This is a genomic window from Paenibacillus sp. CF384 (assembly GCF_900106745.1).
Classification (GTDB): Bacteria; Bacillota; Bacilli; order Paenibacillales; family Paenibacillaceae; genus Paenibacillus_Z.
Genome location: NZ_FNNV01000006.1, coordinates 189,436 through 215,703, shown reverse-complemented (window position 1 = coordinate 215,703; position 26,268 = coordinate 189,436). Strand labels below are relative to the sequence as shown.

The window sequence follows — 26,268 nt, the reverse complement described above, 5'->3', positions numbered from 1 at the left end:
GGCGATGATGGCGCGAAGACCGCTCATCTGGTTTACGGTGTGTTGGGTGCTAGGCTCAAGTGCTGCCGCGGGATTAAAGGACAGCGGCGTTTATTTGACCGCTGCCGCGCTGCTTGCTGCCATGCTCGCGCTGGGGCTGCTGAAACGTGCATCATGGCCGCTTGCCGCAGCATGTTTGGCAGCTTACGTGGCTGCTGCAGGAGAGCGGATGTGGGTGGATTCACGGAATGTCACTGCGCTGCCAGAACTTCAGGCTGCTGCTTATGAGGCTATTCCTGTGGGCTCCGCCATGTTCGGGGCGGAGATCAGAGGGATTATTAGTTCAGCGGTGGAGATTGACGGTGATCAGGTTCGCTTCCGCGTTGCTGTGGCTGAGGTTGAGGTTGTGCAGGGCGGTGAGGTCAAAAGTCCCGTACAGCTCAGCGGTGAAGGAATGCAGGTGCAAGTACGATTAGCGGCTGAGGCAGAGCTTGTTGAGGCAGCTTCGTGGAAGAGAGGGCAGCAGATGTCGGCTGTCGGTGAGCTGTCCGCGCCTATGGCTGCCACGAATTTCGGCGGCTTCGATTATCGTCGCTATTTGAACAGCCAGCGCATTCACTGGCAGTTCAGTGTGGCTGGAGCCGCCTCGGTGCAGATAAGCGCCGGACCACGCTTGTCGGCCGCTGCGCTGCTCCGTTATGTCGATGACGTGCGCGCCGCGCTTGGGGCGCAAATGGACAAGCTGTATCCGGACCTCCAGTCCGGTTACATGAAAGGCCTCGTCCTCGGCATAAGCGACGATCTCGATCCCACCGTATACCGCCGGTTTGCGCAGCTGGGACTCACGCACATCCTGGCCATATCCGGCCTGCACGTCGCCGTGTTCCTCTACATGCTCGGCGGCCTGCTGCGCTTGGCGCGAATGACCCGTGAGCGCATGCTGCTGCTGCTCATGACGGCGGTGCCGCTGTACGTGCTCCTCGCCGGAGCCTCGCCGTCGGTCGTACGCTCCGGCATTATGGCCGTGCTCGGCCTAGGTGCAGCCCGCCTGCATAAGCTCGGCGACGGGCTGCACCTCCTGGCCGCCGCCGCGCTGCTCATGCTAGCATTCGACCCGTACATGCTCGGAAACGTCGGCTTTCAGCTGTCGTTTCTCGTAACGGCGGGTCTCATTCTCGGCGTGCCGCCTGTGCGCGGCTGCTTGCCTGCCGGGAAGCGCTGGTGGGCGCGCTCCCTGCTGGATTTGCTCACGGTCACTGTGGTCGCACAGCTCGTTTCGCTGCCGGTTACCATCTACTATTTCAACGCGGTACATCTGCTCTCGATCGGCGCGAACTTAGTGCTTGTTCCTTTCATTAGCTTCATCGTCATGCCGCTTGGCGGCGCTTCGATGCTGCTAGGCGCTTTATGGCATCCGGCCGGTTCGCTGCTGGCGCAGGTGACTGCCATTGGCAACGAATGGACGTTTGCATTTGTTGACCGCTTGAGCAGCTGGAACAGCTTGCGGATGATTTGGGCAACCCCGCCGCTCGGGTGGGTGGTAGGTTACTACGCCATGTTATGGATCTGCTTTGTATTGCTTGGCGGGTTGAAGCGGCGCCGACAGCCAGATTCGGAAGCAAGCTCTTCTCCTAATCCAGGATCGGATTCGGAAAAGCTGGCAGAACGGCAAGCAATCCCGTTCATAGATATGTCGGCATTGGAATCACCGCGTTCTCAACGCAGAAGTGTCGTGCTGCTGTCTCTCACGGCCACAGGCTTAAGTTTGCTTCTATTCTGGGCCTATTTCCCTGATTTCAGGGAGCGCCATGCGTATGTGGATTATATCGATGTCGGGCAAGGCGATGCGATATTGATTCGTACTGCGAGTGGAAAACATATTCTGATTGATGGGGGAGGAGCCGTTCAATTCGGCAATAAAGAGGACTGGCGGAAACGAAGGGATCCCTATGAGGTTGGCCGCAAGCTTCTCGTGCCGCTGCTGCAGAAACGAGGCGTGCACCAGCTGGATTTACTCGTCCTCTCCCATCTCGACAGCGACCATATTAAAGGCCTGCAGGCGGTGATAAGCGATATCAAAGTAAAGGCGATGATGTGGAACGGCACATTGAAAGCTTCCGAGGATGCGGTAACGCTGCTGCGGGCAGCAGTGGATGCGGATATTCCGCTCTATAAGAGTACGAGCGGTTTGGAATGGCGGGTCGACACCAGCACGACAATCCATGTGCTCGGTTTGGCGTCAGACGCCGACGAAGCCATTACGGAGGAAGACGAGCAGAACGGGCAGAGCGCAGCTTTACTCCTCGAATTGTACGATCGCAGGTTTCTATTTACGGGAGATGCAGATGCGCGAGAAGAGGGGCTTCTCTTGAAGCAGCTTCAATCCTATGATGTTGAATCGCCAGTCATGGACGGCTTCCGCCTACCGCCGCCGCTTAACCCTTTCATAGACGTCATGAAAATCTCCCACCATGGCAGTAAAACCTCGACCTCCGAGCCGTGGCTGAACTATTGGAGGCCGAAGTGGGCAGTCGTCTCCGTCGGGAGAACCAATACCTACGGTCATCCGGCTCAAGTCGTGATGGATCGGCTGGCGAATGCAAATATTCCAACGCGCCGCACGGATCGAAATGGCGAAATCCAATTTCGAATCAGCCCGGATCAAATAATCACCCGAAGAGAAAAAATCCCCGACTCCTAGCAGACAAGCTGCGAGGCACCGGGGAAACGCGTTTATTTTGTATTTAATTAGTCGTGTATCTATTTAGCCGATTAGTGAAGCGATTTAATTTTCTTCGCCAAATCCATGCGCTGAAGCTTCAAGGTTCCGATCAGCTCGCGTATCGTGCTTTCTTCGGCGGGATCGCTGCTCTGCTTCATTTGGGCAAGCAGATCCATCATTTGATGGTTGATCGTATTGAACTTATGCCACAGCTCTTCTTTGGCACTTCTTACAGCCTCTTCGCGGTCCAATGCATTCTTGTGACGCATCGCTTCGAGCAGCTCTTCCTGCCACTGCTGATCGCCAAGCTGCTTGGCGAAGTTGTAGAGGTCCAAATAATCGTCAAACCAATTGCTGGTCTTAGTCATCGTGGAGGACTCCTTTCGTGCGCTTGTCTACCTTATATTATACTGAGATTGGGATGAGAATCAAACCTTCCCGAACTTTATAAGTTTGACATCGTCTTCGGAGCGGTGGTAATCTGTGGCAAAGAACGGTTTGGAAAGGGGAACATCGCATGGGAACGATTGTGTCCGTACATCCTTTTGACGAAGAACAGGTGAAGGCCATACAACAGGCTTGTCCAAGTCTGGATTATTTATCAGTCAGCGGCTTCGGCGCCGACGAAGCAAGAGCGGCTCTTATAAAGGCAGAAGTGATTCTGGGCTGGAATCGCGATGTGCTCAAAATCATTCACGCAGAGGACATTTCGCTTCGATGGCTGCAAAACTTAGGAGCGGGAGTCGACCACATCCCGCTGGATCGGCTCCAGTCGCTCGGCGTCACATTGACGCATGCTTCCGGTGTTCATCCGAACGGAATATCGGAATCGATCTTTGCCATGCTGCTCTCCCTGACAAGAAACGTACATATCGCAATTCGCAATCAGCAAACGCAAACATGGAAACCGTCGAAGCGCATGGGGGAAGCACATGGGACAACCTTAGCGATACTCGGTACCGGCGCGATTGGACTTGAAACGGCTAAGCTGGCTCAAGCGTTCAGCATGAACGTGCTCGGTGTTCGCAAGTCTGGCGAACCGGCCGAAGGGGTAGATCGTATGTACACCATCGAACAATTAAATGAAGTTCTCGCACAAAGCGATTACATCGTCAATTGCTTGCCGCTCACTTCGCAAACGAGGCATATCGTAGGCAAGGAGCAGTTTGCAGTGATGAAGCCATCCGCGATTTACATTAATATTGGCAGAGGCGGCACGACGGATACAGCAGCACTGGTTGATGCTTTACAGCTCGAACGGATCGCAGGAGCTGGACTAGATGTATTCGAGCAGGAGCCCTTGCCGCAGGAACATCCGCTGTGGAACATGGAGAATGTTATTCTAACCCCGCATGAAACAGGCAATACGCCTTATTATATGGACCGAGCATTATCGATCGTGCTCGATAACTTAAAGCACTACAGCGTTCATGGAAAACCTTGCCGAAACCTGGTTGACTGGCAGGCGCAATACTGATTTACGTTACGTAGTCCTAAAGCCGTACTCCCGCTGGTAATATCTAGTAGGGTGTACGGTTGTTCTATTTTCTGCTATCATTTTGAATAGTATGTTTTCCTTCATCATTTCTCATTAATTGAAGCGAAAATGCATCGTTCTCCATGAATTCTCGTAGTAAGATGTGTGCCGATCGGCCCAGAAACGGCGATTAACTGCACTTTATCGGCACTTGTCCATTGAAATTCATTTGGCTTTATGACAACAGCTTAAATTTTTATAAAGAATTGTTTAGGCTTGGTGCAACATTATAACGAACCTTTCCGTCTGAAAGGTTGCAAGGGGGGATCCTCCGTGGTAGAGCCAGGCCTTATCAAAGCCGCACAAGCCGGCGATGGCGACGCTCTTATTTCTCTATTGCGCGAGATTGAGAATCATGTTTACCGGACAGCCTATTATATTGTAGGCAATGAGCAGGATGCGATGGATGCGGCTCAAGAAGCACTTATTCGTATTTATACGAAAATCGGCAGCTATGAAGAGAAAGCCCAGTTTAAAACTTGGGTACAGCGGATTGTCACTAATATATGCATCGATAAGTTTCGTCGAACCAAACCGACTGTATCCATTGACGAGCATGAAATGGTGTTCAAGGATAATCAATCGGTTGAGGAGGAAGTTCTTACTTCCTATGCTGCGCAGGATATCCGCAAAGCGATCGACAAGCTGCCTGAGCATCATCGGGCCGTTGTTGTTCTTCGCTATTTGCAGGATTTCTCGTACAACGAAATCGCCGATTCCCTTGATCTTCCGCTGAATACGGTCAAATCTTATTTATTCCGGGCAAGACAACAGCTGCAAACATACCTGCATGATTATCAGAGAGGGGGTGTCCGAGGATGAATTGTCAAGAGGTGATGGACTATATGCAAAGGCAGCTTGACGGCGATCTGGATGAGCAGGAAGCCGAATTCTTGATGACTCATACACGGCATTGCCCGGAATGTGCAGCCATGCTTGAACGGCTTGAATTGCTTTCCTCCGGACTAACCAACCTGCCGAGGGTCACGCCGAGCTACAGTTTAGTGGATGCGATACTGCCACGACTGGCAGAGCTTCAAGTCGCTCAAGATACCATTCAAGGCGATATTCCAATGCAAGACCGTGATGTGAACCAATCGGCAATGCCAAGACGAATTGCGCCAAGCACGGAGAAGAGAAGATGGACGGACCGATTCTCGATTCGTGCAATTGGCGGCATTATAGCAGCAGGTATCATAGCGGGACTGTTTATCGTCAACTACGACCCAAGCCGCTCGATGAACGATTCAGCAAAGGACATGGCCGCAGATTCTTCCAATACTTATGATACGGCGCAGAATACATCTTCAGCCGATGAATCCGCCAGTGTCAATCGTTCGGAGGAGACGACTAACGATGCAGCTACGATCAATGAGATTACGACTGAAGCTGCCGCACCGCTCGCTTCCATGTCCGATGAGAAGCCGCTGATGAAGTCAGAGAGCCGTAACGTGGATCCGAATGGTGAAACGATGCCTCCGCTCACGACAGAAACGGATGGCGGGGCGCCTCAAGTGAAAGGGCAGTCGCCTAACTACGAGGTATCCCGGACAAGTGATTCGGATTCCGGTAATGCTGCTGCTACGGACAGTGCTGCCAACGATCAGGCTGTGAACAGTAAGGCAGATAATGCCGATGCTGCAACAGGCAATAAGGGCACTAACTTTGATGCAACTAACGTAATCATGGCTTCGCCAATCTCGCCGGACAACATGTACCAAGCTTTTATTGTGGAGGATACCGTTCGCATTTACACCGTTCAAGACAGTTTAATGATTTTCCAAGGCGTGAAACGAACCGGCATTTCGAATTTGAAGTGGTCCGAAGACAGTTCCGTGTTGACGTACGAGGGAGCGGACGCGGATGGGGTTAAACAGGTGTATACCGTAGATCCCAAGAAAGCAACCGAGCAACAAGTACAATCTATTAAATAATATGGCGGTTGATGCACACTTTACGGGATGTTCGCGTATGGTGTAGGGAGCAGGAAACCAGTCATAGGACGGCACCTTGACGTCGTATGACCATTCGCAGCCGGTACCATGGACCGTTTGCTAGCGAGTGTTTATATAGATGTTCGGGGACAAAGGGATGAGTCGCAAGCTGACTTCATCCCTTTGTTGCGTTTTTTGCCAAATGGCGCTATCGTAGGGTTGGTGGTTTAAAGGGGGACTTATGCCGTGGAAATGAAGGATGTCATGAAGGAACTGAAAGCGGGAACGATCCGCCCCGTCTATGTCCTGTACGGGAAAGACAGATATCGCATGCGGCAGTTTGTGTCGAGCTTGACGGACAAGCTGCTGCCGGCTGAAGAGCGAGAGCTAGGTCTTATCAAATTCGATACATCGGAAACACCTATAGAAGAGGCAGTGGCAGAGGCCGAAACATTGCCTTTCTTCGCATCGCGCAAGCTTGTGCTTATTAGGGATTCCTCCGTGCTCGCTGCGGCTCAAGGCAAAGAAGGGAAGCTCGAGCATGGGACAGACGCGCTGATCGCATATTTGAAGCAGCCTTGCGAGAGCAGCGTCATCGTGTTTCAGGTGATGGCTGAGAAGCTGGACGAGCGTCGTAAGGTCGTCAAGCTGCTGAAGGAGCAGGATGCGTTAATCCCGTTCCAAGAGCTTCAAGAGAATGAGCTTCTGCAGTGGACGGTTAGACGAGCAGAGGAACAAGGGCGCGGAATGAGCCGTGACGCCGCACAACTGCTTCTGGCGCGCACGGGAACCAATATGCAGCAGCTGGCGCATGAAGTGGACAAGCTCTGTCTGCATGCCGGCAGCGGCGGCTCCATCAGCAGCAGTGATGTAGAGCATCTGATTGCATCGACCGTAGAAGAAGACGTCTTCGCACTTATTGACGCCATGGCATCGCTGCAGGTGGACCGAGCGCTTAAATTATATGGAGAGCTGCTGCTGCGCCGTGAGGAGCCCATTAAGATCGCAGCGTTAATTGCGAGGCAATTTCGCATCATGCTGCAGGTGAAAGAGCTGGAGCAGCATAATTATTCTCCTCAGCAGATGGCAGGGCAGCTTGGCTTGCATCCTTACGTCGTCAAGTTAGCCGCTGAGAAGGCCAGACGGTTCACCACTCAAACGCTCGGCAAACATCTGAACAAGCTGGCAGAGCTGGATTACGGCATGAAGACAGGTCGCATTGACAAGACGCTGGGTCTGGAGCTGTTTCTGCTCTCGCTTGCCGCATAAGAAGAACATAAAAAAAGTCCTGCTATTACGCACTAGGCGTAATAGCAGGACTTTCGTTTGATTGATTAGGCTTGTGCGCTAAGTGCGTTAAGCTTTTTAGCCAGGCGCGACTTCTTGCGAGCAGCTGCATTTTTATGAATCAGGCCTTTAGTTACAGCTTTATCCAGCTTTTTTGTAGCATTGATCAGAGCTGCTTTAGCAGCATCAACATCAGTAGCAACAACAGCTAGATCAGCAGTTTTAACGGCCGTGCGAAGAGCTGATTTTTGCGAAGCGTTCAAAGCGCGGCGTTTCTCGATTGTTTTAACGCGTTTGACTGCGGATTTAATGTTTGGCATTGCATTCACCTCCTGTAAAAAGGGAGAATCCCTTTGTAACAACACAACTTGACATAGTGTATCATGGGCAAAACCAAAAAGCAATAGCTCTCGCATGACTGAATCCATGTATTCCGGGCAGTAACCGCATAATTAGAGGTTCCCTTTCGCAAACTAGACACAAACGGATGGAAGGAGCGCCCTTATAACATGAGTGAGCTTGATCTGCAAGAGTTTAACGTGGGGATCGATTTGGCGCTTGAAGCAAAAGAATACGCAGAGGCAGCAGGGAACGGTCCGGTACCCGGTGTTCTATCCGATGTATCGGAGGACGACGGTATTACCATCACGAGACTAGAAGTAACAACTGAAGAAGGCTCCCGGATTATGGGCAAAATGATCGGTCATTACGTGACCTTCGAAGTGCCGGAGCTGCGCAAGCAAGACACCGTGCTTCAAGACCGCGTGGCCACGAAGCTGGCACAAGAATTTGCGGAGTTTCTTCTGCGGATTGGCATTAGCAAGACGGCGAACGTCTTAATCGTCGGACTTGGCAACTGGAATGTGACGCCGGATGCACTCGGTCCGATCGTCGTTGAGAATGCGCTTGTGACGCGTCACTTCTTCGAGCTGATGCCCAATGAGGTCGCGCCCGGCTACCGAAATGTAAGCGCGGTTGCGCCTGGCGTGCTAGGGATAACCGGCATTGAGTCGAGTGACATCGTACAAGGAATTGTAGATCGCTCGAAGCCGGATCTAATCATTGCGATTGATGCACTGGCGTCTAAGGCACTTGAGCGGGTAAACACGACGATTCAAATTGCAGATACCGGTATTCATCCCGGTTCAGGCATTGGAAACAAGCGGCGTGGGATTACCAAGGAAATTCTGGGAGTGCCGGTTGTTGCGATCGGTGTTCCAACCGTGCTGTATGCATCGACAATTGTCAGCAACAGCATTGATCTAATGCGGGAGCATTTGAAGAAACATGCGGCGGGCAAAGCGGATGGTTTCCTGGGCTTGCTTGATTCGATCGACGAGAATGAGCGGCTTCAGCTTGTCCGAGAAGCGCTCGGGCCCCTTGGTCATGATCTGCTTGTGACGCCTAAAGAAATCGACCAGTTCATTGAGGATATCGCCAACATCGTTGCCAGCGGGCTGAATGCTGCTCTGCACGAGGCAGTGGATAAGACGAATGTAGCTGCATATACCCACTAAGTTATTGAATCAAGCTACTCGCGTTACGTGAGAAGGGCACTCAGGTGCTCTTCTTTTTTGCGTTCCGATGATCCTTAATCAACTCTATTGATTTCCTATCAGTCTATTAATCTAGCAATCCTTCAAACTCTATTAAACTTTCGGTTCTATTAAATCGGCTTGCCTCATAAAGTGATACTAGCCTAGTGCGCGATGAAGCAATGCCACAATTGGAACTGGGAGGAGTACACGGAATGAAACGATGGATTGTGACCCTGAACCTTGCTAAAGGCAGCATGCGTTTGCGTCAGCTGCTGGTAGCAGGCCGTACCTTTGCGTTGTTGTCAATGGGATCGATGATCCTTGTCCTTGTAGTAGGAATTGGTGCGATTGTGCATCAGAACGCCGCGTCATCGCCGGTATCGTCGATGAAAGGGTTCGCGGCAGCGGTATCCGGCGGATTATTCAAAGACATGCTGTCGATGGAATTGCCGGGCACAAGCGATGGTTCGCCGAGAACTGCCATTAACGGCAGACAGATCAGTACGTTTCTGTTCCGATTGTTGACTGACATCAATCCGGAAGATCCGAGGAGCCTGCTCGCAAGTCAGTACCCCGGAATGAGCGGCGACACGACAGTCATCCTGCGACCGGGAACAGGTACAGATGCGGTAGTCGAATCCGGAGATCACGATTCGATTCCGGGTCAAGAGGAAGTCGGCGATGGATCAGGTCTTCCGGTCACGGACTCGGGCAGACCGGATCATGAAACGGGCGATACAGAACCGGATGTAACGGAGCCGGATACCGATGCGGAAACAGGTGAACAGCCAACGACGCCTGTGAATCCGCCGGTAGATACAAAGCCCGATTCAGATCCGGAGCAAGTAGAGCCGGTCAATCCGTCAACTCCGACAACCGGAGGTAAGAAGGTCATGTTTATCTACCATTCGCACAGCCGCGAATCCTGGTTTCCGGAAATCAGCAGCAAGAAATACGCCGAATCGCCCGTGAAGAACATTACGCTGCTGGGCAAACGACTTGCTTTTCAACTGGAGAAAAGCGGCATTGGGGCACAACAATCTTCCACAGATTATGTAACGGCGATTAAAAACTACAATTGGCTCCTATCCTATAAGTATTCGAAGAAAACGGTCGTCGATGCGATGGCCAAAAATAACGATCTTCAATTCTTCTTCGATATTCACCGAGATTCCCTGCGACGCAAGAATACGACGATCACCATAAACGGTGAAACGTATGCAGAGGTTTTCTTCATCATCGGGCTGGCCAATCCCAATTGGAAGAAGAATGAAGCACTGGCGAACCGTATGCATGAGGCGCTGGAGAAGAAATATCCGGGACTCTCTCGCGGGATTTTGGGTAAAACGACTGCCAGCGGCAATGGGGAATACAATCAATCGCTTTCGCCGGACAGCGTTCTGATTGAAGTCGGCGGAGTCGACAACACGCTTAAGGAATCCTATCGGACCATCGATGTGCTTGCGAAGATCATCTCCGATATCTACTGGGATTCAGCGAAAGTATCGGCACAGCCGGTATCGAAATTGAACAAATAGTTTAAACCATAGGGGAGAGAATCCAAATGCGTCGTCAATCGATGAAGATGGCACTGGTAGGAGGAGCGGTTGCGCTCATCATTTTGTTTGGCATAGATATGGCTTCGAGCGGTATAGAACGTGTTTATGGTCCGGTTGAAGGAAGCGTTCAAGCTGTTAACCCGGCTGGTTACTCCTCATCGATGTTGACCGATAGTGAAGAAGTATCCCGTGTATCAGATGCACCTGAAGTAACTAATATCGCCCAACTCCCCGAGAATCAAGTGGATCAAACTACACAACGACGCACCGTTGCGGATGCGCAGCATGGGAGAACAGAAGAGGAAATCCGCCAAGAATACGAGCGTAAGCTCCAAGAAGAGCTTAATAAACGACTGACAGGCTTACCTGATTTGCGCAGCGATGCGACCGTTAATAAGGTTGCAGATGGGACTGCAGGGGTGCTTCAAACAGTGTCTGCGAAGGGGATTCGGATGGTCGTTTCGTTTTTTGAATCGGTAACGGATTGATGGTGACCCTTCAAGCTGTTATACTTATAAGAATGATTAGCAATTAGGTACCTCTGGGGGTTTAGCATGGCGGACGTGCGTGACAGACAAAAACGAATTCGCAACTTTTCAATTATCGCCCATATCGATCATGGGAAATCAACGCTGGCAGACCGGATTCTTGAATTTACCGGCGCGTTGTCATCAAGAGAAATGCAAGAGCAAGTATTGGACCAAATGGATCTGGAGCGCGAACGCGGCATCACGATAAAGCTGCAAGCCGTTAGACTCGGTTACAAGGCCGATGACGGTGTAGAATACATTTTGAATCTGATTGATACACCGGGACACGTAGACTTTACATACGAGGTTTCGCGCAGCTTGGCTGCTTGTGAAGGCGCTTTGCTCGTTGTCGATGCCGCTCAAGGGATCGAAGCGCAAACGCTTGCCAATGTGTATTTGGCACTCGACAACAACTTGGAAATTATACCGGTACTGAACAAAATCGACCTGCCAAGCGCAGAGCCTGACCGCGTTAAACAGGAGATTGAAGATGTTATAGGTCTTGATGCTAGCGAAGCTGTTCATGCTTCTGCGAAAGCCGGCATCGGCATCAAGGAAATATTGGAGCAGGTTGTCAGCAAGGTTCCGGCACCAACCGGCGACCCGGACGAGCCGCTTAAAGCGCTTATCTTCGACTCGCACTATGATCCTTACAAAGGCGTTATCGTGTATGTGCGGGTTATCGACGGCAGTATCAAATCAGGCAAGAAAATTCGCTTCATGGCAACAGGAGCTGAGTTCGAGGTCATCGAAGTCGGTGCCTTCATGCCGCGCATGGGTATCGTTGACGAACTGGCTGTCGGTGACGTTGGTTTCGTCGTAGCAGGCATCAAGAACGTGAAGGATACACGTGTCGGGGATACCGTTACCGATGCGAAGAAACCGGCTCTAGAAGCACTGCCGGGTTACCGTAAGATCAATCCGATGGTATTCTGCGGCTTATATCCGATCGAAACGCAGGATTATAACGATCTTCGCGATGCGCTCGAGAAATTGGAGCTTAACGATGCGTCGCTTCGTTATGAAGCGGAGTCTTCTACAGCGCTTGGCTTCGGCTACCGTTGCGGATTCTTGGGACTGCTTCACATGGAAATCATTCAAGAGCGTATAGAGCGTGAATTCAATATCCCGCTTATTACGACAGCGCCGAGCGTAATTTATCGCGTCACATTGACGAACGGCGAAATCTTGGAGATCGACAACCCTTCTAATTATCCGGATGTCGCTAAGATTGAATATGTTGAAGAGCCATTCGTAAAAGCGGCTATCATTGTACCGAATGATTACGTTGGGGCAATTATGGAGCTTTGTCAGAACAAACGCGGTGAGTTCGTCAACATGGAGTATCTGGACACGAACCGTGTAACGATCACTTACGATATGCCGCTCTCTGAGATCGTGTATGATTTCTTTGATCAATTGAAATCAAGCACGAAGGGCTATGCTTCGTTCGACTACGAGCTGTCCGGCTATCGCCAGTCCAAGCTCGTGAAGATGGACATCATGCTCAATAACGAGCAGGTGGATGCCTTGTCCGTTATCGTTCACCGCGACCGCGCGTATCACCGCGGGAAGATCATTTGCGAGAAGCTCAAGGAGCTTATCCCTCGTCAAATGTTCGAGGTACCGGTTCAAGCATCGATTGGAAACAAAGTTATCGCTCGTGAAACGGTTAAAGCGATGCGTAAGAACGTTCTTGCCAAGTGTTATGGCGGCGATATCAGCCGTAAGCGGAAGCTGCTTGATAAGCAGAAGGAAGGTAAGAAACGGATGAAGCAAGTCGGCAGCGTTGAAGTGCCGCAAGAGGCATTCATGGCCGTGCTTAAGATCGACGAGGATTGAGTTTCTGCGTGAGAGAAGGCCTCCGGCCGGCAAGGGATTACGCTCGCTGTTGTAGTTCTGATTTCCTTGATTATGTAAGTGAGTAGATGTTGAATTCAGACTACAAAGGCTGAATGATTAGCGTGATACAAACTACGCCAATCACTCAGCCAAGGCGAACGCTATCGCTGCTACATCTCCTTGCCGGCCTCCGGCCATTCTCACGCTGAAACAATTAAGGGAGCATACAGCTCCCTTGTTTTTATTTCAAGGGAGCAATTGCACTGGAGGGAATAACCACATGTTTAACCACGCGCCGAAGGCGCTTTATATTCATATCCCGTTCTGCACGAACAAGTGCCACTATTGCGATTTTACGTCTTATGTCCTTCGCGGACAGCCTGTGGATGCCTATCTGGATGCGCTAGAGAGCGAGATGGAGCGGACTGTAGAGTCGCTTCCACCGGAAGAAATCCTGACGGTATTCGTTGGAGGAGGCACGCCTACGGTGCTCACGCCGCCGCAGATGGAGCGTTTTCTGACATCCGTGAAGAAATACTTCCCTATTCATCCGGATGCGGAATTTACGATGGAAGCGAACCCGGGGACAACGGATCTGGAGAAGCTGACGGCTATGAAGGCAGGCGGCGTAAACCGGATAAGTTTTGGCGTACAGTCATTTGATAACGGGCTGCTGGAGCGAATCGGCCGCATTCACAATGTCGAGGACGTCTATCGCAGCATCGAGAATGCGCGTACGGCCGGATTTAGTAATTTATCGATCGATTTGATGTTCGGACTCCCAGGACAGAGCGTGGAACAGCTTTCAGACAGCGTCAACCGTGCGCTGCAGTTAGGGCTTCCACATTATTCGCTCTACGGTCTTAAAGTGGAAGAGAACACGTTGTTCCACACTTTATATGAACGCAATGAGCTGCCGCTTCCTCCGGAAGAGGATGAGCTTGCGATGTACATGCTGCTGATAGACAAGCTTAAAGCGGAAGGGTTTCATCATTATGAAATCAGCAACTTCGCGAAGCCCGGCCACGAAAGCAGACATAACATTACGTATTGGCGCAACGAGCCTTATTATGGGCTTGGAGCAGGCGCGCACGGTTATGCCAGAGGCGAGCGCCATGTCAATATCAAAGGGATTCAGCCTTACATTGATGCGGCGGCCCAGCGGCTTCCGCGCCTTGAAACGAACCCGGTTCCCGAGCATGAAGCGATGGAAGATTTCATGATGGTTGGACTTCGTATGCTAGAAGGTGTGAACAATGATCGTTTCTCGGCTCAATTTCCCGGACAAACGATTGAAAGCGTGTTTGGTGAGGCGCTTGAAACGGTGCTCTCGCAAGGGCTGATTGAGCACACGGAAGGCAGCGGCGGCGGATATCGATTGTCGGAGAAAGGTATCCCGCTTGGCAATGAAGTATTCGGAGCCTTTATCAGCGGATAAGTCAGCGAATCCAGTCAAATTATTCTTGTGTTAACATTCATGATGTTGTATATTTATTCGTGTTCAAAGCAGTTTACTCTAGAGTTTATGGATGCGGAGGCGAGTGGGATGCAAGCGGTATGCAGAAAGGCGACCGAGAATGATATCGAAACATTAGTGGATTTAATAGCAGGGTACGCCGAGAAGGGAATTATGCTGCCGCGATCTCGCGATATGCTGAAGCGTCAAATTCATACATTCGTTGTGGCGGAGGTTTCAGGTGAAGTCGTCGGCTGCGGTTCGTTAACCCAGCTTGGCGCTGACCTCGTTGAAATCCGTTCGCTAGGCATATCGGAAGGCTATAAAGGTTTAGGCATCGGCAGTAAGCTTGTCGATCAGCTGCTTCATGAAGCGAAGGAACAGAACATCCCTAAAGTGATGGCGCTGACGTACGAAGTCAATTTCTTCGAGAAGAACGGCTTCACGATCGTGAACAAGGAGATTTTTCCCGAGAAGGTGTGGACGGACTGTATCCATTGTCCGAAGCAGCACGCATGTGACGAAATCGCCGTTCTAAGAATGCTGAACTAATACAGCTATAATGACCAACCATAACGCAATGAACAGCTCCATATTTCTAATCAACCACTGCGCCTTTCGATAAGGTTGCAGTGGCTTTTTTGATTCTTCCAGCCCGGAATCAGTAACTCGTTGTAAAATGTGGCTGTTTCATGCATAAACTGATCTTTCTTCCGGCCCAAAATATCGAACTGACTTGACAATCGGCAAGCGATTTTGGTATTTTTGTAGTAATGATTAGCACTCACCGATAACGAGTGCTAACGGTTGAAGGATGACCGTAATAAAGGGAAGCAGCTTTAGCATGAAACGATCTTAAGAAACCGGGAGGGACTGCGATGTTGACTGAACGGCAGCGAATGATTCTGAATGTCATCATAGACGATTATATCCGCTCAGCGGAGCCAATTGGTTCACGCAGCATTTCGAAACGAAGCGATGTCAGCTTTAGCCCGGCAACCATTCGTAACGAGATGGCTGATTTGGAAGAGCTCGGATTTCTGGAGCAGCCTCATACCTCGGCAGGTCGTATTCCATCGATTAAAGGTTACCGCTATTACGTCGATCATCTTGTAAGACTGAGTCAAGTTAATGAACAAGATGCGCAAACGGTTCGCTCTTTCTTCACGGAGAAAGTGAACCAAATGGAACAGATTATTCAACATGCAGCCATGATATTGTCCAATCTGACGAATTACACGAGCATCGTGCTTGGGCCGGAAACGTTTACGAATTCGCTTAAGCATTTCCAGCTCGTTCCGATCAGTGACGACACGGCCGTAGCGATTATTGTTACCAACACCGGTCATGTTGAGAACCGTACGATTTCCTTGCCGGATGATATGAGCATGGAGGAAATGCAGCAGGCTGTTAACATTCTTAACAGCAAATTGATCGGGGTGCCGATTGCGCGCCTCAAATCCAAGCTGTATTCCGAAGTCGGCCAGGAGCTTGGCCGTTACGCGGACCAATGCGAGCGACTGCTCGGTGTGCTGGACGATGCTCTAATGAGCGAAGACGATCACCGTGTGTTCTTGAGCGGTACGACTAACATGCTGACACAGCCGGAGTTCAAGGATGTCGACAAGGTGAAGACGCTGCTTGACCTGCTGGACGAGACGCCGACCATTATGCAAATGTTCAGCACGCTGCCAAGCGGTATTCAAGTTCGTATCGGAACAGAAAATACGCATGAGGCGATCAACAATTGCAGTCTGATTACAGCGACTTATTCGGCACAAGGCAAACAGCTGGGCACGATTGGGATTTTGGGACCGACACGGATGGATTACGGTAAAGTCATCAGCTTGCTGGATTTACTGTCCAAGGATATGGCGGTTCTGCTCGGTCGATGGTACAAATGACGCAAATTAACAAATGAGTGAAGACTTTTAGGGATTACTTTCAGGAGGTGTAAGCGCTCGTGTCTGTGAATGAACAGCATACAGATGAAGAACATAAACATGAAGAGAACCTTGCTGCTGAAGAAGCGCAGGAATCGGTGAACGAAGAGACGACAGCTCCTCAAGAAGAAGGAAGCGCAGGGGATTCCCGCGTGGAGGCTCTTGAGAAATTAGCCGAAGAGAACCAACAGCGATACTTAAGAGCACAAGCCGACTTTGACAATTTCCGTCGTCGTACGATGAAGGAAAAGGAAGAGCTTGGGCAATATGCTTCCATGAAACTAATCGGGCAACTGCTGCCGGTAGTGGATAACTTTGGCCGCGCTATTGAAGCTGCGAAGAACGGCGGCGATGGCGAATCATTCTCCAAAGGCGTCGACATGATCTTCCGCCAGCTGGAGCAAGTGCTTGAAGCTGAAGGGCTGAAAGCAATGGATGCCGTTGGACAGCCGTTCAACCCGGAATTCCATCAAGCCATTATGCAAGTCGAATCCGATGAGCATGAAGAAGGCATTGTTGTTGAAGAAGTGCAAAAGGGCTATGTCCTGAAGGATAAAGTGCTGCGTCCCGCTATGGTGAAAGTCAGCGGTTAAACGATCAGCTTGCCTATAGATGATTCCCATTATATCCATTTGAGGAGGAACTTTAATTATGAGTAAAGTAATCGGTATCGACCTTGGTACAACAAACTCTTGCGTTGCGGTAATGGAAGGCGGCGAAGCTGTCGTAATCCCGAATCCGGAAGGCAACCGTACAACACCTTCTGTTGTCGGTTTCAAGAAAGACGGCGAGCGTATTGTCGGTGAATCTGCCAAACGTCAAGCCATCACAAACCCAGACCGCACAATCATGTCCATTAAGCGTCACATGGGCTCCAGCCATAAAGAAGTGATCGACGGTAAAGATTTCTCCGCTCCAGAAATTTCCGCAATCATTCTGCAAAAGTTGAAATCCGATGCTGAGGCTTACCTAGGTCAAACGGTAACACAAGCTGTTATTACAGTACCGGCATACTTCAACGACAGTCAACGTCAAGCGACTAAAGATGCAGGTAAAATCGCGGGTCTTGAAGTGCTTCGTATCGTCAATGAGCCGACTGCTGCAGCACTTGCTTACGGTCTTGAGAAAACAGAAGATCACACGATCCTCGTTTATGACCTTGGCGGCGGTACGTTCGACGTTTCTATCCTTGAACTTGGCGATGGCTTCTTCGAAGTTAAAGCAACAAGCGGTGACAACCGTCTGGGCGGCGATGACTTCGACCAAGTGATCATTGACTACCTGGTTTCCGAGTTTAAGAAAGAACAAGGCGTTGACCTTTCCAAAGATAAAGCAGCTGTACAACGTCTGAAGGATGCTGCTGAGAAAGCGAAGAAAGAGCTTTCCGGCGTAGTGACTTCGACGATTTCCTTGCCGTTCATCACAATGGCAGACGGCGTTCCACAGCATTTGGAGCTTAGCCTGACTCGCGCGAAATTCGAAGAATTGTCGCAAGCTCTTGTAGAGCGTACGCTTGGTCCTACTCGTCAAGCATTGAGCGATGCCGGCATGTCCCCAAGCGATATCGATAAAGTAGTTCTTGTCGGCGGATCGACTCGTATCCCGGCTGTACAAGAAGCGGTTAAGAAATTGATCGGCAAAGATCCGCACAAAGGCGTTAACCCGGATGAGGTTGTAGCTCTTGGTGCAGCGGTTCAAGCGGGCGTATTGACAGGCGATGTGAAAGACGTTGTATTGCTCGACGTAACTCCATTGTCCCTTGGTATCGAAACAGCTGGCGGCGTGTTCACGAAGATGATCGACCGCAATACTACGATCCCAACAAGCAAATCCCAAGTGTATTCCACTTATGCGGATAACCAACCAAGCGTTGAAATTCACGTGCTTCAAGGTGAGCGTCAAATGGCTGCAGGCAACAAAACACTGGGCCGCTTCACGCTTGGTGATATTCCACTGGCTCCACGCGGCGTACCGCAAATCGAAGTTACGTTCGATATCGATGCCAATGGTATCGTAAACGTGTCTGCTCTTGATAAAGGCACAGGCAAGAGCCACAAAATCACGATTACGTCTTCCGGCGGTTTGTCCGACGAAGAAATCGATCGCATGATGAAGGATGCGGAATTGAACGCAGAAGAAGACCGCAAACGTCGTGAGCTTGTTGAAGCGAAGAACGCGGCTGACCAACTGGTCTATTCCGTTGACAAAACAATCAAAGATCTTGGCGATAAAGTAGATGCAGGCGAAATCGCAAAAGCGAACGAAGCCAAAGAGAAAGTGACTGCAGCGCTGGCAACAGACGATGTAGAACAAATCAATGCAGCTGCAGAAGCGTTGACTGAAATCGTGCAGAAGCTTTCCGTGAAGCTGTATGAGCAAGCACAAGCTGCAGGCGGCGCTGAAGGCGCAGGTCCTGAAGCAGGCGGCGAGTCATCCTCCAGAGGCAAAGACAACGTAGTCGATGCTGACTATGAAGTTGTAGACGACAAGAAGTAATTAGTGTAAGTTAAGTAAAACGTAAACGGTGTGCCGTCCGCTAAAATTTTGGACGGCACAGCCGTTTTTCGTGTGTCTAGATAGATAATGATTTTGCAGCGCAAATAGGAGACGGGGTGACGGAGTTGGCTGACAAGCGGGACTATTATGAGGTGCTCGGCGTCGGGAAAGACGCAGGCGAGGACGAGATCAAGAAAGCGTATCGTAAAATGGCGCGCCAATACCATCCGGACGTAAATAAAGCGGCGGATGCGGAAGATAAATTTAAAGAAGTGAAGGAAGCTTATGACGTTCTAAGCGATGATGGTAAGCGTGCTACGTATGACCGACATGGTCACGTAGATCCGAACCAAGGCTTTGGCGGCGGTGCCGGTGATTTCGGCGGCGGCTTCGGCGATATCTTCGATATGTTCTTTGGCGGCGGCGGCGGTGGCGGACGACGTGATCCTAACGCACCGCAGCGCGGTAATGACTTGCAGTACACAATGACAATCGAATTCAAGGAAGCGGTATTCGGCAAGGAAACGGAAATTACGATTCCACGCACGGAAACTTGTGATACTTGCGTAGGTTCAGGCGCGAAGCCGGGTACGAAACCGGAAACTTGTTCCGTTTGTCGTGGTACAGGTCAGCAAGAAGTGGTTCAGAATACACCGTTTGGCCGTATGGTGAACCGCAGAGCTTGTTCCAACTGTAATGGCGCAGGCAAAATCATCAAAGAGAAATGCACGACTTGCCACGGTGCTGGCAAAGTGAAGAAGCAGCGCAAGATCAACGTGAAAATTCCTGCCGGTGTCGATGAAGGCGCGCAAATCCGCTTAAGCGGCGAAGGTGAAGGCGGAACACGCGGAGGTCCAGCCGGGGACTTATATATCGTAATTCGAGTGAAGCCGCATGATTTCTTCGAGCGTGAGAATGATGACATCTACTGCGAAGTACCGCTAACGTTTGCACAGGCGGCACTTGGTGACGAGATCGAAATTCCGACGCTGACTGAGAAAGTGAAGCTGAAGATTCCTGCAGGTACGCAAACCGGCACTTATTTCCGATTGAAGGGAAAAGGCGTTCCGCGCCTTCGCGGTTACGGTCAAGGCGACCAGCATGTTAAAGTAACGGTCGTAACGCCTACTGCCCTGAATGAAGAGCAGAAGGATTTGCTTCGTCAGTTCTCCGGCGTTTCAGCAGCAGGCGGCAGTACGGATGGCGGGCAGCAAGAACACCATGAATCGATCTTCGAGAAGATGAAGAAAGCATTCCGCGGCGACTAATGGGTGAAAGCATAAGATCGCAGTCACTTGTTTATGCTAACTTTCGTGTCTGAATCAACTTCTACACGAAGGAGCATAACCATGAGCGATCAAGACTTGGAGAAACAAAACTTCGCAGAGCTGCCGATCGGCAAAAATGAAGACGTTGAATTCGCAGAGGAGCTAGCTGACGAAGCGGATAAAAAGGCGATGCAGCGTGCCGCCGAGGCCGACGCCAGAGCGCAGAATAAATGATGAGTCAGTCTCCTGTATGACAGTCATTCATGCCACGTTTCAAGACGGGGATGCAGCACGTGAGGCGCAGCTTAAGCTGATGGCACTGCGCGTGCTGAACGTGGATGGCGGCGCTGACGGCGCATCGTTAACTGCTACTGTCGGGGATGAGCTGGTCGACCGTGCTCTTCATTTGATTGAACAAACCGGAGGAACAGCTAACTTGTGAGGAATTGATAGGAATTTGGGATGCCATACCTGCAATGTTATATTGCGGTATGGTATCTTTTTTTTATCCTTGTGAAACGTTTCAACGTGTGGCAAAATTAACGTTAGTTTAACGTATGGGGAGGATGATTTTCATGCCGGTTAATTTCAAGAGTGCGACGCAAGTGTTTCCGGAGTGGAGTGAGCTTAGCCATTACGGTATCAATCATCTTAAAGTCGGTGATGTCGTTCAGCTGCATTATCATGATGCGAATGAATACTGGATTATTATAAGCGGCAGAGGGAATTGTACGACCGAAGGCGATGCCTACGAAATCGGTCCCGGGGATATGGTCCTCACGAAACGTGGAGACGAGCATTCCTTAGTCGTTACGGAGGATATGGTTGCTGTTTATATTTATGGCATTATGCCTGAAGGCGGCCGAGTGGGTTATCTATTCAGGGATAGAGGAGATGCACAATAATGACATTGAAAATCATTCAAGTGGGCCTCGGTATGCACGGGTTCGGCGTTGCGCTCCATTACGTAAAGAAGTCCGATGATTTCACCTATGCAGGCGTGGTTGAAATTAATCCGGCTCGGTTGAAGGAATGCGCGGCAGAGCTTGGCGTTGCAGAAGCGAATTGTTACACGGATTATTTGGAAGCGTTCGCATCCTGTGAGGCGGATGCCGTATTCGTAACGGCAGCTTCTCCTTATCATTATGCGATTTGCAAAGCTGCCTTGGAGCAAGGGCTCCATGTCCTGGTTGAGAAGCCTTTCGTGCTCGATATCGGCGAAGCTTGCGAACTGGTCGAGCTTGCGAAGCAGAAGCAGCTCATTCTGATGGTCAGTCAGAACTATCGCTATCAGAACCATGTCCTGTCTCTGAAGAAAGCCATCTCCGAGATGGGGAAACCGCTGTTTGTGCAGGCTCAGTTTTTCTATGATCATTTTGGCAAGGACTATCAGCAGGTTATGGAGAACTTCATGCTGCTTGAGATGGCTGTTCATCATGTGGATATGATTCGCTACTTAATGGAATCCGATATTCGGACGGTGTCCGGCAAAACATGGAATATTGAAGGAAGCATGTATAAAGGCCATCCGAATGTGCAGGCGAGCATGGAGTTGGACAACGGAATTCCGGTCTTCTACTTAGGCAGCCTCGTATCCAAGGGATTGTCAACGCCTTGGGAAGGGGATTGGCGCATTCAATGCGAGAATGGCTCGATTCATCTCGATGATCTCGGTCAAGGTTATGGCGTATATATCGTTGACCAAGAGCAGAACAAACGATTTATCTCTTATGCGGACGGACCGCTGCCAGACGACAAACAAGGCATTCACAGCGTATTGTCCGAGTTTGCCGCACGAATTAAGGACGGTGCAGAGCCAACGATTTCGGGCCGCGATAATTTGCGTACCTTAGCTGCGCTGATCGCATTCAGTGACTCCTCTCGAACAGGTGAAGTCACTTATCCGGAAAGTTACATTGTTTCGAAGTAAGGGGATGAGGACAAGTCTCTGCTGCCGACAGGCTGCGGAGGCTTGTTTTTTTGTGCGAAGCCCTTATCTGGTGTAGAATAGACAAGATAGGTTAAAAATGACTACTAGAAATGATAACGCGATCAGGGGGATTTACAAAGTGAAATGGCATGAACTGACAATCTCGACAACCGAAGAAGCGATCGAGATGATTTCCAACTTCCTGCATGAAATGGATGCCGACGGCGTATCCATTGAAGAATCAGGTACGCTGAACAAACAGCGGGACACATCGCTCGGACAATGGTATGAGCATCCGCTTAACGATATTCCTGAAGGCCAGGCGGTTATTAAAGGCTACTTCTCGGAGCTGGACTCGGACATCGACGCACTCATGGCCATATTGCCTGAGCGTATCGATCAGCTACGTGAATTCGATATTGATCCCGGCGACTACAAGATTACAAAGGCAATTGTAGACGAAGAAGACTGGGCTAATGCATGGAAGCAATATTTCAAACCGATCCGCGTGTCGGAGCGTTTGACGATTAAGCCGACTTGGGAAGAGTATACGCCATCCCCGGATGAGCGGATTATCGAGCTTGATCCAGGCATGGCATTCGGTACCGGTACTCACCCGACAACTGCGCTCTGCTTACGTACACTGGAGACGGTTATCAAAGGCGATGAAGAAGTTATCGATGTAGGGACAGGTTCCGGCATCTTGGCTATCGGCGCGATTCTGCTAGGCGCTCGCCGCGTGCTTGCACTAGATCTGGATCCGATTGCCGTTACTTCTGCTACGGAGAACACGCGTCTGAACAAGCTGGAAAACGATATTCAAGTGCATCTGAGCGACCTTCTCGGAGTATTGAATACAGAAGGCAATGGTGCGGATAAGCCGCTGAACGTGACGGTACCGGTTGACGTCGTTGTAGCTAATATTTTGGCGGAAATCATCCTGCTGTTCATCGACGATGTTTACGCAGCGCTGAAGCCGGGCGGCACCTATATTGCATCGGGTATTTTCAAGAATAAAGAAGATGCCGTTGCGGAAGGTCTTGAGCAAGCCGGCTTTACGATTATCGATCGTCAGCGTGACCAAGACTGGCTCGCGTTCATCGCGACGAAACCGGAGTAAGCTGAAGCTCCGCAAATATGTGTAGGAGGGTGAACGGTGTCGGACTTTTTGTGGTATCCGCTCAAAGATTTACCATTTATCTTTCTAGTACTAATGATTGCGTTCACGCTGCATGAGTTCGCGCATGCGTACAGCGCTTATAAGTTTGGAGATCGAACCGCATACGATGCCGGAAGGGTGACGCTTAATCCTCGCGCCCATCTGGATGTTATGGGCACCATATTGCTGCTTGTAGCGGGTTTTGGCTGGGCCAGACCCGTTCCGGTTAACCGAAGCCGCTTCAAGTATCCTCGATTGATGGGGATCGTCGTTTCGGCCGTTGGCCCGCTTAGCAATCTGCTGCTGACATTTATCGGCATTCTGGCCGTGTATGTGCTGAACCAGATTGGCTTGCTCAATGCAGGCTCCTTTGGCGTACATAGTGCAATCGTCCACTTTCTTAATTACTTAATTACGCTGAATGTCATGCTATTTATATTCAATCTTATACCTGTGCCGCCGCTTGACGGATACCGGATCATTCAGGATCTTGCTCCGACCCCGCTTCGTATGAAGATGGATCAATATGAAACATGGGGGATGTTTCTGTTCCTGCTGATCGTATTTGTCCCGCCGCTTCGCGCAGCAACGCTTGATCCGCTATTTGCCAATTCAAATTCAATTATTTCCGGCATTATGCATATTTGTGAATTGTTCTTTGACGATGTAAATTGGCCGCAGTTTGTAGCAGATTTCTACAGGTAAATACGGATAGCATCTTCGCTTCTGGAAAATGTTTAACGACCCTAGCGGAGCGAGTGTAAACCGTGTATGATGTAGGTTGGAGTTTTGACACAGTCCTTGTAGATTAGAGGGCTCGTGATTTGACTGGAAAGGTTCTACCGAAGATGCAACGATATTTTGTCACGTCCGAGCAGTTTACTGACAATTCGGTTGTTCTTACAGGCGACGATGCGCATCACGTTACGCGCGTGATGCGGATGGAAGCGGGAGATACCATCATTGTTAGTGACGGCCGCACACGTGTCGCGGAAGCGACAATAAGCGCCTTATCACCGGGCAAAGTGGAAGCTGAGATTTCCGAATGGCTGACCATGAGCGGCGAGCCGACTTGGTCGGTAACGGTAGCCCAAAGCTTGCCGAAGGGCGATAAAATGGAGATTGTCATCCAGAAGGGGACAGAGATCGGCGCAGCAAGCTTCGTGCCGTTCCAATCCCAGCGGATGATTGTTCAATATGATGACAAGAAAGAAGCCAAGCGACTTGACCGTTGGGGCAAGATTGCGAAGGAAGCTGCTGAACAGGCACACCGCAGCCGTATTCCGGTTATTGAGCCGGTTGCGTCATGGCGGGAACTGGTCAAACGGATTCCGGAGTACCACTTGGCGTTGTTTTGCTATGAGAAGGAAGGCGGTGGACTTGGTTTGCGTGACGCAATCCAGGCGCGCCGCGGAGCAGAAGAGGGCTGGAGCGACTATGAAGAGCCGCGCAATATTCTGCTCATCGTTGGACCAGAAGGCGGCTTCACTGAACGTGAAGCTGAGGAAGCAGAAGAGGCCGGTGCTGTCATTATCGGTCTTGGCAAGCGAATCTTACGCACGGAAACCGCTGCGATGGTTGGACTCGCCTGCCTCATGTATGAATCCGGAGAAATGGGAGGCGTTTAACAACTATGCCATCGGTTGCTTTTTACACATTAGGCTGCAAAGTTAACTTTTACGATACGGAAGCGATCTGGCAGCTGTTTAAGAAGGAAGGCTACGAGCAAGTCGACTTCGAAACAACTACTGCTGATGTCTATCTAATCAATACATGTACGGTAACAAATACAGGGGACAAGAAGAGCAGACAGATTATTCGTCGCGCGATTCGTCGTAACCCGGATGCGGTTATCGCGGTCACGGGCTGTTATGCCCAAACTTCACCTGCCGAAATTCTGGCGATTGAAGGGGTCGATCTTGTCATCGGAACGCAGGATCGGGACAAGCTGATGAATTATGTTACGGATTTGCAAAATGAGCGTAAACCGGTTAACGCGGTTCGTAATATTATGAAAACACGTGAGTTCGAGGAACTGGATGTGCCCGACTTTGCCGAGCGTACTCGTGCGTTCCTGAAGATTCAAGAAGGCTGCAACAACTTCTGTACCTTCTGTATTATTCCGTGGTCGCGTGGATTGTCCCGCAGCCGTGAAGCAGAGAGCGTCATTAACCAAGCCCGCCAGCTGGTGGAATCCGGTTACAAAGAAATTGTACTGACAGGCATTCATACCGGCGGTTATGGTGATGATATGGAGAACTACCGTCTCTCTGACCTGCTATGGGATTTGGATGCCATTGAAGGCCTTGAGCGGATTCGGATCAGCTCCATCGAAGCGAGTCAGATTGACGAAGCGATGATCGACGTGCTGAACCGTTCCAGCAAAATGTGCCGTCACCTTCATATTCCGCTGCAATCCGGCGATAACGACGTTCTGAAGCGGATGCGCCGCAAGTATACCGTGGAACAGTTTGCCGAGAAAATCAAGCTGCTGCACGAGGCGATGCCGGGCGTTGCAATTACGACGGATGTTATCGTTGGATTCCCCGGCGAAACGGAAGAAATGTTCGAGAACGGCTATGCGTTTATGGAACAAATGGGCTTTGCTGAAATGCATGTCTTCCCTTATTCCAAACGGACGGGTACACCTGCCGCGCGCATGGAAGATCAGATCGACGATGAGCTGAAGAACGAGCGAGTTCATAAGTTGATTGATTTGTCCGAGCGGATGCAATTGGACTATGCGAAGAAGTACGTCGGCGAAGTGCTTGATATCATTCCAGAGCGCGAGCACAAGGGCTCAGAAGGCTCCGGCTTGATTACGGGCTACTCCGATAACTATATCCAAGTTGTATTCGAGGGTTCGGAATCGCTGATTGGCGAGCTGTGCAGAGTGAAAATTACGGAAGCCGGCGTCAATGAATGCCGAGGACAGCTTGTACGCGTACTGGATAATAACCATACCGCGCCTACTGCCCGTATCGAAGCCGACTCAGAGCCACAAGCGATGCAGGCTTAAGCTTGTTCGAATTCAATAGCTTGAAGCGAGGATTCTAATGCGGCCGGGACAGGGCTGCAAGAGAGTCCT

Annotated in this window: 25 protein-coding genes; 23 read left to right on the top strand and 2 right to left on the bottom strand. The window is 50.5% G+C overall.

The window, feature by feature from the left end:
* Positions 1–4 precede the first annotated feature (4 nt).
* Positions 5–2,680 (top strand): ComEC/Rec2 family competence protein, encoded by a 2,676-nt coding sequence (locus BLW29_RS12835; RefSeq protein ID WP_177186606.1) that lies wholly within the window; start codon positions 5–7, stop codon positions 2,678–2,680.
* Positions 2,681–2,751: 71 nt separating this feature from the next.
* Here BLW29_RS12835 and BLW29_RS12830 read toward each other — a convergent pair whose 3' ends face one another.
* Complete coding sequence (locus BLW29_RS12830; protein WP_090980014.1) at positions 2,752–3,069, bottom strand: hypothetical protein; 318 nt, start codon at positions 3,067–3,069, stop codon at positions 2,752–2,754.
* Between the two features lie 149 nt (positions 3,070–3,218).
* Here BLW29_RS12830 and BLW29_RS12825 point away from each other — a divergent pair, with 149 nt between their 5' ends.
* The 4 genes from BLW29_RS12825 (at position 3,219) to holA (ending at position 7,441) form a co-directional block, all read left to right on the top strand.
* Positions 3,219–4,178 (top strand): D-2-hydroxyacid dehydrogenase, encoded by a 960-nt coding sequence (locus BLW29_RS12825; protein WP_090980013.1) that lies wholly within the window; start codon positions 3,219–3,221, stop codon positions 4,176–4,178.
* 333 nt (positions 4,179–4,511) lie between these two features.
* Positions 4,512–5,060 (top strand): RNA polymerase sigma factor, encoded by a 549-nt coding sequence (locus tag BLW29_RS12820; protein WP_090980011.1) that lies wholly within the window; start codon positions 4,512–4,514, stop codon positions 5,058–5,060.
* Positions 5,057–6,172, top strand: coding sequence for an anti-sigma factor family protein (locus BLW29_RS12815; RefSeq protein WP_090980009.1), 1,116 nt, complete (start codon positions 5,057–5,059; stop codon positions 6,170–6,172). Before BLW29_RS12820 ends, BLW29_RS12815 begins: the two co-directional genes overlap by 4 nt.
* A 252-nt stretch (positions 6,173–6,424) precedes the next feature.
* Positions 6,425–7,441, top strand: a complete 1,017-nt coding sequence (gene holA / locus BLW29_RS12810) for a DNA polymerase III subunit delta (protein WP_371264716.1) — start codon at positions 6,425–6,427, stop codon at positions 7,439–7,441.
* A gap of 65 nt (positions 7,442–7,506) precedes the next feature.
* Here holA and rpsT read toward each other — a convergent pair whose 3' ends face one another.
* Positions 7,507–7,779, bottom strand: coding sequence for a 30S ribosomal protein S20 (gene rpsT / locus BLW29_RS12805; RefSeq protein WP_090980003.1), 273 nt, complete (start codon positions 7,777–7,779; stop codon positions 7,507–7,509).
* Positions 7,780–7,968: 189 nt separating this feature from the next.
* Between rpsT and gpr the strand changes: the two genes are divergently transcribed.
* From gpr to mtaB, 18 genes are all read left to right on the top strand, one after another.
* Entirely contained in the window at positions 7,969–8,976 is a 1,008-nt protein-coding gene (gene gpr, locus BLW29_RS12800; protein WP_090980002.1) for a GPR endopeptidase, read from the top strand.
* A gap of 233 nt (positions 8,977–9,209) precedes the next feature.
* Positions 9,210–10,535 (top strand): stage II sporulation protein P, encoded by a 1,326-nt coding sequence (gene spoIIP / locus BLW29_RS12795; RefSeq protein WP_090980000.1) that lies wholly within the window; start codon positions 9,210–9,212, stop codon positions 10,533–10,535.
* 26 nt (positions 10,536–10,561) lie between these two features.
* Positions 10,562–11,044 (top strand): hypothetical protein, encoded by a 483-nt coding sequence (locus BLW29_RS12790; RefSeq protein WP_090979998.1) that lies wholly within the window; start codon positions 10,562–10,564, stop codon positions 11,042–11,044.
* A gap of 66 nt (positions 11,045–11,110) precedes the next feature.
* Entirely contained in the window at positions 11,111–12,928 is a 1,818-nt protein-coding gene (gene lepA, locus BLW29_RS12785; RefSeq protein WP_090979996.1) for a translation elongation factor 4, read from the top strand.
* 280 nt (positions 12,929–13,208) lie between these two features.
* Complete coding sequence (gene hemW, locus BLW29_RS12780; RefSeq protein WP_090979994.1) at positions 13,209–14,366, top strand: radical SAM family heme chaperone HemW; 1,158 nt, start codon at positions 13,209–13,211, stop codon at positions 14,364–14,366.
* A 108-nt stretch (positions 14,367–14,474) separates the two neighbouring features.
* A complete protein-coding gene (locus BLW29_RS12775; RefSeq protein WP_090979992.1) occupies positions 14,475–14,936 on the top strand; it encodes an N-acetyltransferase in 462 nt (153 codons plus the stop codon).
* A gap of 326 nt (positions 14,937–15,262) precedes the next feature.
* Complete coding sequence (gene hrcA, locus BLW29_RS12770; protein ID WP_090979990.1) at positions 15,263–16,288, top strand: heat-inducible transcriptional repressor HrcA; 1,026 nt, start codon at positions 15,263–15,265, stop codon at positions 16,286–16,288.
* A 65-nt stretch (positions 16,289–16,353) separates the two neighbouring features.
* Positions 16,354–16,920 carry a nucleotide exchange factor GrpE gene (gene grpE / locus BLW29_RS12765; RefSeq protein ID WP_090980176.1) on the top strand — a complete coding sequence of 189 codons (567 nt, stop codon included), beginning with the start codon at positions 16,354–16,356 and terminating at the stop codon, positions 16,918–16,920.
* 58 nt (positions 16,921–16,978) lie between these two features.
* Positions 16,979–18,823 (top strand): molecular chaperone DnaK, encoded by a 1,845-nt coding sequence (gene dnaK / locus BLW29_RS12760; protein ID WP_090979988.1) that lies wholly within the window; start codon positions 16,979–16,981, stop codon positions 18,821–18,823.
* Positions 18,824–18,948: 125 nt separating this feature from the next.
* Entirely contained in the window at positions 18,949–20,091 is a 1,143-nt protein-coding gene (gene dnaJ, locus BLW29_RS12755) for a molecular chaperone DnaJ (RefSeq protein WP_090980174.1), read from the top strand.
* An 81-nt stretch (positions 20,092–20,172) separates the two neighbouring features.
* Positions 20,173–20,325: a YfhD family protein gene (locus tag BLW29_RS12750; protein ID WP_143044396.1), complete on the top strand. Its 153-nt coding sequence runs from the start codon at positions 20,173–20,175 to the stop codon at positions 20,323–20,325.
* A gap of 16 nt (positions 20,326–20,341) precedes the next feature.
* Positions 20,342–20,533, top strand: coding sequence for a hypothetical protein (locus tag BLW29_RS12745; protein WP_090979986.1), 192 nt, complete (start codon positions 20,342–20,344; stop codon positions 20,531–20,533).
* 133 nt (positions 20,534–20,666) lie between these two features.
* Positions 20,667–20,996, top strand: coding sequence for a cupin domain-containing protein (locus BLW29_RS12740; RefSeq protein ID WP_177186605.1), 330 nt, complete (start codon positions 20,667–20,669; stop codon positions 20,994–20,996).
* Positions 20,996–22,021, top strand: a complete 1,026-nt coding sequence (locus BLW29_RS12735) for a Gfo/Idh/MocA family protein (RefSeq protein ID WP_090979983.1) — start codon at positions 20,996–20,998, stop codon at positions 22,019–22,021. The genes BLW29_RS12740 and BLW29_RS12735 overlap by 1 nt, the downstream gene beginning before the upstream one ends.
* A 139-nt stretch (positions 22,022–22,160) precedes the next feature.
* Positions 22,161–23,141 carry a 50S ribosomal protein L11 methyltransferase gene (prmA, locus tag BLW29_RS12730; RefSeq protein WP_090979981.1) on the top strand — a complete coding sequence of 327 codons (981 nt, stop codon included), beginning with the start codon at positions 22,161–22,163 and terminating at the stop codon, positions 23,139–23,141.
* A gap of 36 nt (positions 23,142–23,177) precedes the next feature.
* Positions 23,178–23,885, top strand: a complete 708-nt coding sequence (locus BLW29_RS12725) for a site-2 protease family protein (RefSeq protein ID WP_256208579.1) — start codon at positions 23,178–23,180, stop codon at positions 23,883–23,885.
* Positions 23,886–24,028: 143 nt separating this feature from the next.
* Positions 24,029–24,808, top strand: coding sequence for a 16S rRNA (uracil(1498)-N(3))-methyltransferase (locus tag BLW29_RS12720; protein WP_090980169.1), 780 nt, complete (start codon positions 24,029–24,031; stop codon positions 24,806–24,808).
* A 5-nt stretch (positions 24,809–24,813) separates the two neighbouring features.
* Positions 24,814–26,199, top strand: a complete 1,386-nt coding sequence (mtaB, locus tag BLW29_RS12715) for a tRNA (N(6)-L-threonylcarbamoyladenosine(37)-C(2))-methylthiotransferase MtaB (RefSeq protein ID WP_090979979.1) — start codon at positions 24,814–24,816, stop codon at positions 26,197–26,199.
* The last annotated feature ends 69 nt before the right edge of the window (positions 26,200–26,268 follow it).